At 66.7% G+C, this 12769-nt stretch carries 11 protein-coding genes; 6 read left to right on the plus strand and 5 right to left on the minus strand.

Annotated features, from left to right (window positions below; all coding sequences use genetic code 11):
• Both ACZZZN_RS09220 and ACZZZN_RS09225 read left to right on the plus strand, forming a co-directional pair.
• Positions 1-1302: a lipopolysaccharide biosynthesis protein gene (locus ACZZZN_RS09220; RefSeq protein WP_463504860.1), complete on the plus strand. Its 1302-nt coding sequence runs from the start codon at positions 1-3 to the stop codon at positions 1300-1302.
• Positions 1295-2053, plus strand: coding sequence for a glycosyltransferase family 2 protein (locus ACZZZN_RS09225; protein WP_463504861.1), 759 nt, complete (start codon positions 1295-1297; stop codon positions 2051-2053). The genes ACZZZN_RS09220 and ACZZZN_RS09225 overlap by 8 nt, the downstream gene beginning before the upstream one ends.
• On the opposite strand, the gene ACZZZN_RS09230 is transcribed toward ACZZZN_RS09225, so the two are convergent.
• Genes ACZZZN_RS09230 through ACZZZN_RS09245 form a run of 4 tightly spaced genes read right to left on the minus strand, consistent with a single transcriptional unit; the run spans position 1968 to position 7184 of the window.
• Positions 1968-3125 (minus strand): acyltransferase family protein, encoded by a 1158-nt coding sequence (locus tag ACZZZN_RS09230; RefSeq protein ID WP_463504862.1) that lies wholly within the window; start codon positions 3123-3125, stop codon positions 1968-1970. The genes ACZZZN_RS09225 and ACZZZN_RS09230 overlap by 86 nt on opposite strands.
• A complete protein-coding gene (locus ACZZZN_RS09235; protein ID WP_463504863.1) occupies positions 3122-4258 on the minus strand; it encodes an NAD-dependent epimerase/dehydratase family protein in 1137 nt (378 codons plus the stop codon). The genes ACZZZN_RS09230 and ACZZZN_RS09235 overlap by 4 nt, the downstream gene beginning before the upstream one ends.
• Positions 4259-4312: 54 nt before the next feature.
• Complete coding sequence (locus ACZZZN_RS09240; RefSeq protein WP_463504864.1) at positions 4313-5203, minus strand: glycosyltransferase; 891 nt, start codon at positions 5201-5203, stop codon at positions 4313-4315.
• Positions 5204-5252: 49 nt separating this feature from the next.
• Entirely contained in the window at positions 5253-7184 is a 1932-nt protein-coding gene (locus ACZZZN_RS09245; protein WP_463504865.1) for a DUF6541 family protein, read from the minus strand.
• Positions 7185-7370: 186 nt separating this feature from the next.
• Here ACZZZN_RS09245 and ACZZZN_RS09250 point away from each other — a divergent pair, with 186 nt between their 5' ends.
• Both ACZZZN_RS09250 and ACZZZN_RS09255 read left to right on the plus strand, forming a co-directional pair.
• Positions 7371-8240, plus strand: a complete 870-nt coding sequence (locus ACZZZN_RS09250) for an ABC transporter permease (protein WP_463504866.1) — start codon at positions 7371-7373, stop codon at positions 8238-8240.
• Positions 8224-8958, plus strand: coding sequence for an ABC transporter ATP-binding protein (locus ACZZZN_RS09255; RefSeq protein ID WP_463504867.1), 735 nt, complete (start codon positions 8224-8226; stop codon positions 8956-8958). Before ACZZZN_RS09250 ends, ACZZZN_RS09255 begins: the two co-directional genes overlap by 17 nt.
• Before the next feature lie 15 nt (positions 8959-8973).
• Here the strand turns inward: ACZZZN_RS09255 and ACZZZN_RS09260 are convergent, their stop codons facing one another.
• Positions 8974-10047 carry a glycosyltransferase gene (locus tag ACZZZN_RS09260; RefSeq protein ID WP_463504868.1) on the minus strand — a complete coding sequence of 358 codons (1074 nt, stop codon included), beginning with the start codon at positions 10045-10047 and terminating at the stop codon, positions 8974-8976.
• Positions 10048-10154: 107 nt separating this feature from the next.
• On the opposite strand from ACZZZN_RS09260, the gene ACZZZN_RS09265 reads away from it, so the two are divergent.
• Positions 10155-11915, plus strand: coding sequence for a DUF4012 domain-containing protein (locus ACZZZN_RS09265; protein ID WP_463504869.1), 1761 nt, complete (start codon positions 10155-10157; stop codon positions 11913-11915).
• Between the two features lie 143 nt (positions 11916-12058).
• Positions 12059-12637, plus strand: coding sequence for a hypothetical protein (locus ACZZZN_RS09270; RefSeq protein ID WP_463504870.1), 579 nt, complete (start codon positions 12059-12061; stop codon positions 12635-12637).
• Positions 12638-12769: the final 132 nt, after the last annotated feature.

Raw genomic sequence — 12769 nt, forward strand, 5'->3', positions numbered from 1 at the left:
ATGAAGGCTCCGCGTGGTCTGGTCGCGCTGCGCAGACTCAGCGGGTTCACGGTGTCGGTGGCGATCACGGCGATCATCAGCGTCGCGGCGATCCCGACCCTCATCACTGCGCTCGGAGCGGCGACCTGGGCTCAGATCGGAGTGGCGCAGACGTTCGTCCAGTTCGCCGCGATCTTCGTCGGCTTCGGCTGGGGCGCCACGGGTCCGGCGCTCGTCGCGAGCACCGCGCGATCGCGGCGACACGCCCTCTTCAAAGAATCCGTGCGATCCCGCCTGATCCTCGCACTGATCGCCGCGCCCCTGACGTTCGGCATCCTGACCGTCATGCTGCGCGGAGACATGGTGATCGCGGGTCTCGGCACGATCGCCTACCTGCTGCCCGCTCTCGGCGGCACATGGTTCTACGCCGGTGCCGCACAGCCCGCGCGACTGCTGCTGCAGAACACCCTGCCCACCGCACTCGGCACGATCGCCGGCATCGTCGCGGCCCACGTCACGCACCAGGCCTGGTCCTTCCTGCTGCTGCAGGCGGTGGGCTCACTCGTCGCCGCGATCTGCGACACGACGTACATCTGGAGACACACCCGCCGCGTCGCCGACGATACGGAGGTGCGGTCCACCCGCACCGTCCTCGCTTCGCAGAAGCATGCCGTCATCACTTCGGGCACCAGTTCGCTGTATGTCACCCTCCCGGTGATCGCCATCAACTGGTTCCTCGGCGAAGGGCCGGCTCTCGCGACGTACCTGATCGCCGATCGCATGTTCCGCTTCGCCTCGATCGCCTTCCTCCCCATCCAGCAGTTCTTCCAGGGCTGGGTTCCCGAGGTGCCCTCGGACTTCAGCCGTCGCGCCCGCATCGCGACCGTCGCCGGCATAGGCATCGGTGCCGTCGGCGGTGCGTGCATCGCTTTTCTCTCCCCCGTCTTCGGGCCGATTCTCGGCGCGAGCGAGATCGACGTCCCGCTCAGCGTCAGCGGCCCTCTGGGAATCGCCTTCGTGGGCATCGGCACGACCGCTGTCGTCGGATACGCCTGCCTCGTCGCTGTCGGGCGCACACGCGCTCTGGCGGTGAGCACGGTCGTCGGTGCGCTCGTCGGCGCTCCTCTCATCCTCCTCTCGGCCTGGGCCGGCTCCCTGTTCCTGGTCGCCTGCGCCGTCGCCGTGTCCGAGATCTGCGTCGCCGCCTATCAACTGCTCGCCCTCCGCTCGTCGCTTCGCTCGGGTGCGCCTCTGATCTCCGGGGTCGACGATACGGCGACGGTGCTGCCCCCGCTGAACCGGTCTGAGGAGTCAGATGTCTAGTCCCCGTACCGTCAGCGTCTGCATGGCCACATACAACGGGTCCCGATACGTCGCCGAGCAGCTCTCGTCGATCCTCGCCCAGCTCGGCGACGGCGACGAGATCGTGGTCGTCGACGACGCGAGCGCCGACGCGACGGTCGAGATCATCCGGGGCATCGGTGATCCGCGCATCCTGATTCATCGCAACGACCGCAACCTCGGCTACGTGCGATCATTCGAGCGAGCGATCTCGCTCTCGACCGCCGACGTGATCGTGCTCTCCGATCAGGACGACATCTGGATCGACGGGCGCCTCGAGGCCCTCGTCGCAGCAACCGATGCTCACGCCGTCGTGGCCTCCAACCTGAAGCTGCTGGACTCGCACCGGCCGCTCACTTCACCGCTCACCGGACGCCCGTGGCTCCTCTCCGCCGCGGATGACGGCAGACGTCTGCGCAACGAACTGCGCATCCTCGCCGGCGACGCCCCGTACTTCGGATGCGCGATGGCTCTGCGCCGTGACGCACTCGAGCTGGTGATGCCGTTCCCCGATTACCTGCGCGAGTCGCACGACCTGTGGATCGCGACGGCTGCGAACGCTGCAGGACAGCTCGGGCATCTCGAACAGGCCACTGTGCTGCGCCGCGTGCACGACGACAACGCATCGACGTCGCGCCCTCGCGGAATCACCGCTGCTCTGCGCTCCCGGGCACTGCTGCTCCGCCTGTGGGGCGAGGCCCGTCGACGGGCGAGACGACTTCCGCGGCGGTGACCACGGGTGCGGCCGAGGGCTTCTTCGCTCCACGCGCCAGACGGATGAAGTGGCGTTCCACGAACATCCAGCTCGCCCAGCCGAGCAAGAAGGTGACCACGGTCGTGATCGCCAGGTAGACGCCCATTCCGAACGCCGCTCCGCCGAGGATCACCACGAGCTGCTGCACGGGCCACGCGTAGATGTAGAAGCCGTACGACACGTCGTTGCGCGCGATCCAGGCCGGCTGAGGGATCACCGTCGAGAGGTACAGGAGCGCGTAGCCGATGAGCGGGGCGGCGATCGGCCCTCCGGCGATCGGCACGAACACCATCAGGACCGCAGCGACCGGGATGCTGAGGATTCCGACGAGCGGAACGATCCCCCACCGCTGCACGACGAGGTAGATCAGCGACCCGCCGAGGAAGTACGGCAGCAGCCGGGTGAACAGTCCGAAGTCCCCGTCGAGACCACCGGTGATCCCGTTCGCGTACGCGATCCGCACGAGCACGGAAGCCGCCCAGAGCACCGCGACCACCGAGATCGACTTGCGATAGACGGCGAGGCCCCCGAGCACCCAGACCGTCAGGTAGCAGAGGAACTCGAAGTACAGAGTCCAGAGCGAACCGTTCCAGGTGTTCGGGTAGGGCACGTCCGACAGCGACGAGCCGATCTGGTAGTAGTCGATGTGGAGGAAGAAGTTCCCCCAGATGTACTCGAGCGGCGTCGGTGCGGTCGTCAGATAGCCGGCCAGGGTTCCCTGCGTGAGCAGCTGGGCGAGCGGGCCGAAGACCAGGGCCGTCACGAGCAGACACACGACGAAGGCCGGGATGATGCGTGCGATCCGGTGCAACAGGAATGTTCCCGGATCGCTGCGGAAGCGCGAGCGCGTGATCAGGAATCCGCTGATGACGAAGAAGCCGATCACCGCCCATCCGCCGAGGTTCTCGCCGTTGAACCCCGGGCTGTCCGAACGGCCCACCACGTAGTAGCCGTGGGCGAACAGCACGAGGAACGCGAGGATCAGCCGGAACAGATTGAGGCTGTTCTCCCGATACGGGAACTCCGTCGAACGGAGCAGCGATCGTCTCACTTCAGGAGATTCCGCTTGCTCATCTCGTCGAGCGACCGCTGGTATCCGTCTTCCTCGACGGGCTCCGACAGGACCCACTGGACGAAGGCGGTGACGCCCTCCTGGAACGAGACGCGCGGCGTGAAGCCGAGGGTCTCGGCGAGGTGCGAGGTGTCGGCGACGTTGTGACGGATGTCTCCGAGACGGTAGTTGCCGGACACGCGCGTCGGCACATCCTTGCCGAAGGCAGTGAAGAGTGCGGACACGACCTCGTTCACTGTCGTCGCGACACCGGATCCGACGTTGAACGTCTCCCCCGCGGCTCGCGGGTCGGTGGCTGCGAGGAAGGTGGCCTCGACGATGTCGTCGATGTAGACGAAGTCCCGGCTCTCCTCTCCGTCCTCGAAGATGTTGATCTCCTTCCCCTGGCGGATCAGGGTGGAGAAGATCGAGAGGATCCCGGTGTACGGGTTCTTCAACGACTGACCGGGGCCGTAGACGTTCTGGTATCGGACCGAGGTCCCTTCGATCCCGATCGTCGGCGCCACGGTCATCACGAGTGATTCCTGCATCTGCTTGGTGATGCCGTAGACCGAGGAAGGATGAAGCAGCGCGTTCTCGTCGGTGGGCACCAGTCGCAGCGGTCCCGCGCCTGAGACGTGCACATCGAAGTCACCCGCGGCCATGTCCGCGTCGGCTCGATGGCCCGGATACACCTGACGTCCGTCTTCGGTGACGTAGGCACCCTCTCCGTAGATCGACCGCGACGACGCGATGACGACCCGACCGACCGAGTGCTCCTCGTTCGCGAGGATGTCGAGGAGCTTCGCCGTTCCCCCGACGTTGGCATCGACGTAGCGGTCGATCTCGTACATCGACTGCCCGGTGCCGGTCTCCGCGGCCAGGTGCACGACGATGGTGGCGCCGGTGAGCGCCGATCGCAGGTCGTCCTTCGAGGTCACCGTGCCGACGATGACATCGGCGATGCCGTCGAGCGAACGCAACAGGGGCGAGGTCTGCTCGGGGTCTTCCCCGTGCACCTGCGGGATCAGCGAGTCGAGCACCGTCACCCGGTGACCGTCCCGAGCGAACCGCGCCGCGAGCCGGGTGCCGATGAAGCCTGCGCCACCGGTGATGAGCACGTGTTCGGACATACGGGAGCCTCCTGCAGGTGTATCGGCGCGGCGATCCGGCGCGCCGGTCTGTGATCAGACGGCGAAGATGTGCGCCAGCGTCGATTGTAGCCCAGCGCGGTTCCCGTGCCTGATGACGCCGGGGAGCTCCGTGACGGCGTGCAGTCGCGACATGATCCGGGCGCGGGCGGTGGTGCTCGTGCGCCGCCACCTCTTGTCCTGCGCCAATCCGCGGGCGATCGCGTAGTACGCGCGCTCGTCGCGGAAGCGACGTCCGTCGAGCAAGGTCTTCTGAGACGCACTCGAGCCGTGGCGTCGGTAGGAGAACGCCAGCTCGGGCACATAGGCCAGGGAGCCGCCCTCGAAAGCGATGTCCATGAGCAGGGCGAGATCCTGGATGATCGGGAGCCCGTCCCGGAAGTCGATGCGCTGCAGCGTCTCGGTCCGGAATGTGAGGGACGGCCAATAGAGCCAGTCGCCGCGGATGAGGCTGGTCGCCATGCGCTCACCGGCGAGGAGGGCGATGCCCTCGCCGCCGCGAGGGGCCAGCAGCCCCTGCTTCACCCGGTCGACGAGAGGGCGGATCACCGTCCCGGTCTCATCGATCACCTCGACACCCGGCTGGATGACGTCGACGTCCGGCAGTCGCTCGATCACCCGCTTCACGAGTCCCACGTAGTTCGGGTGGAGCAGATCGTCGCACCCGAGGATCGTGATGTGCGAGGTCGTCGCGCGACGGATCGCCTCGCGGTAGTTCTCGGTGATCCCGAGGTTGGTCTCGTTGCGGAGGTAGGTGATGCGCTCATCATGGATGCCCGCGAAGTACTCCGGCACCGATTCGTCGGGATAGCAATCGTCGATCACGATCAGACGCCAGTCCTCGTCACGTTGCGCGCGCACGGAATCGACGGTCTCCCTGAGGAGAGCGGGGTCCCCCCAGAACGGTACGAAGATCTCCAGGGTCATGCTCTTCCCTCCTCACGAGCGCGGGATCCGCGGTCGTCGTTCGTCGCACTCATCCGCAGAGCACGACCTTGTACAGCACGGCATCGCCGATCTGATCGACCTTCTCGACGGACTCCGACGTCCGCAGCCGATCGAGGCCCTTGTACGGGTGCTTCCCGTCGTTGATCTCCTGAGTTCCGAAGTCGAGGACATACTCCACGCCGAGGTCGTCGATCGCTGCGCACACCTCCGCCGATCCGGGACGAGCGGAGTCGAGCCGGTCCAGCAGCACGGACATCTCCTCCGTGATGTCCATGAGCGTGTGCGGCATGACCACCTGACGGTCTGCCATCGCGTACGCCAGGGCGGTTCCGGTCCAGGGGCTGCCGAGGATCACGGCGTCTTCGGGCACTTCCTCGTCGAGCCGTTCGATCAGTGCCAGTTCATCCGACGTGAGCAGCGGCGACTCGTCTGTCGTCGCGAACGAGCCGTGGGCGCTCGCCACGGCCTGACGCATGGTGCCGACCTGAGGGATCAGGACGAGAACGAGCACTGCACCGCCCGCAAGGACGGCACGCCGGAGACCGGGCCGCGGGATCCTTGCGGCCCACCGCGTCGCGATGGTCCACAGCTGTGCACCGCCGACCGCGGCCAGAGGAACCCATGCGATCGCCAGAAGGGCGGCGAGCCGCGGGGCGTTGTTGTACCAGGCGCCTGTCAGGATGTCCCGCTGAACCAGATACGGCAGCCCCGAGACGACGATGTACAGTCCGGCTGCCGCGGCGAAGAAACCGACTGCGATCCAGTCCGTCGTCGACCGGCGGCGCAGGCAGACGACGAGTCCGGCGATCACGAGTGTCGCCACGACGAGATTGACGGGACCGAACCAGACGGATGCCGTCAGCACTTCCCCGACAGCCTGCCCGACAGTCTCGGTCGGCAGCCACGAGCGAGCGTCGATCGGTGGCCGGAGCACATACCAGGCTGCCAACACCACGACCGCGTACACAGCGGCGCACACCGACGACACGACCTTCGCCCGCTTCGACGTGTGGGAGGAAAGCAGGCGGATCCACAGCACCAGGAGCACGACCGTCGTGAACACGAGAAGCGCCACGAACCCGCCCGGATGTGCGACGGCGATGGCGGGGATCGAGCCGAGCGCGCCGACGACGAACGGCCAGCGCTCACTCCAGGATGCCCGCGTGCTCGCAGCGACGATGAGTGCGAGCGGTACGCCGATCATGCTCAGCGACATCATGTAGGGGAAGAGGACGCCATAGTCGACGAGCAGCAGCGGGAACGCCGGGATCGCGACGCTGATCGCCGCGGCCACCACCATCTGCGCGGTCGAGGACCCGACGAGGACGCGCGTGAGCAGCAGGATCGAGACCGGCCAGACGAACGCCGCGAAGAAGATCATCACCGCATTGGAGACGATCGGGATGCTCGCGCCCGTCAACTGCACGACCAGCGACGCGACCGCATGCCACCCCGACGGATAGAAGGGCAGGCCACCGGTCGCGGCGCTCGTCATCGATCCGATCGTGAGCGGTGACACGGACCCGGTGTCGAGCGCGTAACGGATGGCGTTCAGGTGGAAGATGTTGTCGAAGGTCTGAGAGATGTTCTCGGGGCCGCCGATCACGACGACCAGCTGCACCACCACGACGATGACCGCCGCGATGACGGCGAGGAACGCGGGGCGGCCGAGACGGGCATCGACGCGCAGCGCCGAGGCGGAGAACCACGGCATGAACCGCAGGACCACCGCGATGGCTGCGATGATCGCCGTGACCGCGAGAACCGGCAGCACACCCCAGGTGAGACCGACGATGGGGGCGGCCAGAGCCGCGAGGACCACGATCGCGGTGCCGGCGGGCGCGGCCAGTGCCCACGCCATATGACCCCGTGCGCCGAGCAGCAGAGCGACCAGCAGTCCCGGGACGAGGACGATTCCTGCGGTGACGAGCACGGCCAGACCGAGGTCGATCCATCCCATGTGCGCAGCACCCTTCTCGTCCTGTGACCGTATGTCGGTCGCCGGCGTCGATCCTATCGAGGTTCGCCTGGGCGACCGCCGACACACCGCGAGTGGCCGCGATGAGCTCGGCGACAGCACGAGAACCTATGATTGGTGAGGCGTTCCACCCGAACCGGACGTCTGACGGAGGTGACGAGAACGCCCGTGTCTCACACATCAGTACCCGATGAGCTGCGACTGACCCAGCCCGGCGGGAGTACCGGACTGCTCGATGTCTTCCGCCGTCGGTATCTTCTCAGCCTGATCGTCCGCAAAGAGGTGGGCATCCGCTACCGGGGCTCCGTGCTCGGGTGGCTGTGGTCGTACGTCAAGCCGCTGATCCAGTTCCTCGTCTTCTTCTTCGCTCTCGGTGTCTTCCTCCGGCTGAACGACAGCATCGAGTACTACCCGATCTATCTGCTGTCGGGCATCACCGCGGTGACGTTCTTCAACGAGTCGTTCTCCAACGCGACGAGATCACTCGTCGACAACGCCGCGCTCATCAAGAAGATCTACTTCCCGCGACAGATGTTCCCGGTCGCGAGCACCATGGTCGCGGCCATCAACACCGTGCCGCAGATCATCGTCGTGGTCGTCATCGCGCTCTTCTTCGGCTGGACTCCCACGGTCGTCGGCATCGGCGCGCTCCTGCTCGGTCTCGTCATCATCGCGCTGCTCGCGACCGGCCTCGGTCTGCTCTTCGGCGCGATCAACGTCACGTTCCGCGATGCGCAGAGCTTCGTCGAGATCATCGTGATGGTGTCGGTGTGGGCATCGCCCGTGATGTACCAATGGCAGATGGTGCAGTCGAAGGTGCCCGAGTGGCTCTTCCAGCTCTATGCGCTCAACCCGATCACCGGCGCCGTCGAGCTCTTCCACTACGGCATCTGGCATGCTCTCGATCCGGCCAACGCCGAACCTCTGCCGTCGCTGTGGGTCCATTCCCTCATCGCTCTCGCCGTGTCCATCGTCATCCTGATCATCGGCGAGATCGTGTTCCGCCGTCTGGAGGGTCGCTTTGCCCAGGATCTCTGACGCCCCTCGCATCCTCGTCGAGGACGTGCACAAGCATTTCAAGCTCCGCCACACCCACTCCATCAAGGAGACGTTCGTGGCGGCGATGCGGCGCAAGCCGCTCACCACCGACTTCCAGGCACTCGACGGCGTCTCGTTCGAGATCGATGAAGGCGAGGCCGTGGCTCTGCTCGGCTTCAACGGCTCCGGCAAGTCGACCATGCTCAAGCTGATCTCGGGAGTGCTGCGTCCGGATGAGGGCCAGGTGCGCACGAGAGGCCGCGTGGCCGGCCTCATCGAAGTCGGGGCGGGCTTCCACCCTGATCTCTCCGGGCGCGAGAACATCTTCCTGAACGCCGCGATCCTCGGAATGTCGAAGCAGGAGACGAAGGACCAGTTCGACTCGATCGTCGAGTTCAGCGAGATCGAGAAGTTCATCGACACGGAGGTCAAGCACTACTCCTCCGGCATGTTCCTGCGCCTCGCGTTCTCCGTCGCCATTCACACGCACGTCGATGTGCTGCTCATCGACGAGATCCTGTCGGTGGGAGACGAGCCTTTCCAGCGAAAGTGCCTCGCCCGGATTCGCGAACTGCACGCCCAGGGCAAGACGCTGGTCGTCGTCAGCCACGATCTGAACATGGTCTCCGACCTGTGCGAGCGCGGAATCCTCCTCCAGGACGGCAAGATCCGCTACGACGGTCCGAGCAAGGATGCTGTCGAGCTGATGCGTCTGTGACGGGCCCCGCGGGCCTCACAGGTCTGCGTGCAGTCCCCATACGCGCTCTGCGGCTCCGAGCCAGGAGAACGCCCGTGAGCGATCCGCGCCGAGAACGCTGAGCCGGCGCGCTCCGTTGCCGAGCGCATCGACGACCGCATCGGGGATGTCTGCAGCGCCGACGATCGCTCCTCCGTCGGCGATGACATCGCGGTGCACCCCGCTCTCGACCGCGATCACCGGAACACCGAGAGTCATCGCTTCGACGACGCGCCAGGGCCACGCCGGCACGCTGCTGGTCGCGACCAGCGCAGAAGCTCCGGCGAAGACCGCAGCCCGATCGTCGCGCGAGAGAGTGCCTCGCATATGGGCCCGCGACTCGGGCAGGCCTGCAGCGGCCGCGATCTCTGCGAGCCGTGGCTCGGCACCGTCCGCGACGTCCAGGACCACGGCATGCACACCCGCCGCGACCGCGCCGCGGAAACCTGCCTCCAGAGTCCGCTCCGACCCGGTCAGCACGAGATAGGCGGCCGGCAACGACAGCGCATCACGCCGCCGACCGGCGTCGAGAGGAACGACGAATCCCGTGGGCGCGGCACCTGCGATCACTCGGATCCGGTCGCCGAGCCCCGCGATCTCGGCGAGTCGTCCGGCCATCGCATGCGAGGGGACCACCACGGCGTCGGCGTGCTTCACCGCGCGCTTCAGCATGGCTCGCTGCCAGGACACCGCGGCTTTGGAGAGGGAGTCCGGAGCGTCCCAGGCGAGGAGGTCCCAGGCGGTGACCGTCGTCTGGTCGTGATCGTGGACACGATCGTGCCGGACGAGAGGTGCCATCAACGTCGACGAGTGGATGAGCCCGCCGCCGACGCCCTGCGCCAAGCCGAGCTGCCAGGAACCCGCCAGTTCACGCCGCGCCAGCGGCAGCCTGCGCACCCCTGCCAGGCCCTCGACGGACGGCTCCGATCCCGCAGGCACGATCGCTTCGACGACGCATCCGGCCGGCGCCGTCTTCACGAGACCTTCGACGAGTTCCATCGACGCCGACGCCTGATCCGGATCGATGACGTGCGTCAGCTGATCGAGGACAACACGAAGCCGAGCACTCATGCGACAACAGTAGTCGCCGGAGGGTCGGGATCAGCGCAGCGTCGCGGCGCGCGAGCGGATCTGCAGCCGGACTACGCCGATATCCCGCTTCATGCTTGAATGCTCACGTGAGTGACGGACGTATGCCCGTGGAACGCCGGTGGCTGCGATGGACCATCGGCACGATCCTGACCCTTCTTCTCGTGGCGATCGGGTGGGTGAGCGTGCGCGGCATCGGAGCGGTCAACGATCTGCAGCAGGTCGCATCGTCCTCGTCCGAGCTCAAAGCGGCGATCGGCGCGGGCGATCTCGACGGCGCGGCGTCGCTCGCGGAGAGCATCGCCCATCACGCGGAGTCCGCCCACGGACTCACCTCAGATCCGGTCTGGCACGCCTTCGGAGTCATCCCCTGGCTCGGGCCCAACTTCACAGCCGTCAGCGAGGTCGCGGAGATCGTCGATGACATCGCCGGCGACGCACTCGTTCCTGTGCTCGACGTCGCGGGCGAGCTGGACCTCGCGAGCCTCGGCTTCTCGAACGGCGCCATCGATCTCGCTCCGTTTACGAGCATCGAGCCCTCGCTCGCCGATGCGAGCGCAGCCTTGACGGCCGCGGAATCGCGGGCACTGCGCATCGACGCCGACGGGACACTCCCGCCCCTCGCCGATGCGGTGCGCGAGATGCGCACCACGGTTACCGAGGCGGCGACGGTCGTCGGCTCCCTCCACGGCGCAGCCGCTCTGCTCCCGAGCATGCTGGGAGGAGAGGGTCCACGCGATTACGTCATCGCGATGCAGAACAACTCCGAGCTTCGGTCTTCCGGCGGAATCATCGGAGCGATCGCTCTGCTGCATGCCGAGGGCGGTCGGATCAGTCTCATCCAGCAGGCCTCGACCCTGGACTTCCCCGTCCTCGAGCAGGCGGTTCCGCTCAGCGAATCGACCACCGCACTCTTCGAGGACCGTCCGGGCCGCTATCTGCAGAACATCACGAGCATCCCGGATTTCACCGAGGCTGCGCCGCTGATCGCGAGCCGCTGGGAGCAGCGCTTCGGAACACCTGTCGATGGCGTGATCGCGGTCGACGCGGTCATGACCAAGCACCTGCTGGCCGTCACCGGGCCCCTCCCCTTCGGACCGTTCACCGCGGACGAGGATAACGTCGTGAGCATCCTGCTCTCCGAGATCTACGCCACCGTGCCCGATCCTGCGGTGCAGGATCAGATCTTCGCGCAGGCCGCCAGCTCACTGTTCGGCGCCGCGCTCTCGGGCGGGGACCCCCGGAAGCTCGTCGGAGCGCTGGCGACATCGGCCGAGGAGGATCGCATCCGAATCTGGAGCGCGCACGACGAGGAGCAGCAGCTGCTCGCGGCGACGAGCCTCGGGGGCGCGTTGCCCGTCGACGATGCGGAGTCCCATGTCGGCGTGCTCATCAACGACACCACCGGCGGAAAGCTGGACTACTACGCCGACGCCGAGATCTCGACAGCGATCGGCGTGTGCGACGGCGAGCCGACGACGCAGGTACGCGTGACCTGGACCAACGGCGTCACGACCGACCTGGCGGCCTCGCTCCCCCCGTACGTCACCGGAGGAGGGTACTTCGGGGTCTCGCCGGGATCGCTGCGCACGCTCGTCATGATCTACGGCCCCGAGGGCGCCACACCGTCGCACATCGATCGTGACGGCGTGGAGGACCCCGTGCAGACCGCGCTCCTCGAGGGTCGCACTGCGGTGCAGCATGACGTGCTGCTCGCCCCGGGGGAATCCACGACCATCACCGTCGAATACACCGGCGACGGCGCCGGAGAGCGCCTCACCGAGGTCGAACACACCCCGATGGTCGGGACGCCTGAGATCACCCATGAAGAACTGCGTTGCGCATCGTGACTTTGGTTCCTCGATGATGTAGTGTCATCCCCACTGGGGAATATCTGGGCTCAGTAATCCTGTCGTGGGGACAGGATGAGCCCACACAGTCGGACGCAGGGGTGTGTCCGGGTGTGATTCCGCGTGTATTTCTGGGGAGAATCATGCTGAAGAAACTGGCTGCAATCAGCCTTGCTGCCGGCGCGCTCGTGCTCATGGCACCTGCCGTCGCCACTGCCGCACCGGCCGAGTCCGACACGTATGCGGACACGCCGCGCGTCGCACTCGGTGACCCGATCATCGACATCTGCGAGGTATCGACCGTCGTCTTCGGCGAGGGATACTTCCAGCCGTCCGAGAACGTCGGCGTGTCGGTGTCGGGTCTCAATGCCGGAGCCTCTGCGGTCTCGGGAAACACGGCTGCTGCCGACGGCAGCCTGATGGTCACGTTCCGACCGCCTGCCGATGGCGAGGGTTCATACTCCCTCGCGTTCAGCGGCACCCGGTCGTACACAGCGACGATCACCGTGTCCCACGGGCACGATGCAGCCGTGAGCTGTGACCACGATCCGGCGGTCGCTGCCGCCGGAAGTGAGCTTCCGCTCACAGGGGGAGGACTCGAGCTGGCTCTGACCGGTGGAGAGGTCTCTCCGTGGATCCTCGGTGGCGGCGCAGCCGCTGTCGTGGCGGGCGGCGCTCTCGTCGCCACTGGAATCGCGCGCCGCAACAAGCAGCGCGCCTAGGTCAGGCTCCCGCCACGTGCGGGGGTCGGCTGGACGACGGTGATCCCTCCCCCTCCGATCACCGTCGTCTGGCGACTCCGGTGCTTCACCGGAGGCCCACGGCCGCGCCTCACTCTCTCGAGGCACGGCCGT

This window comes from Microbacterium sp. AC145, from assembly GCF_979258505.1.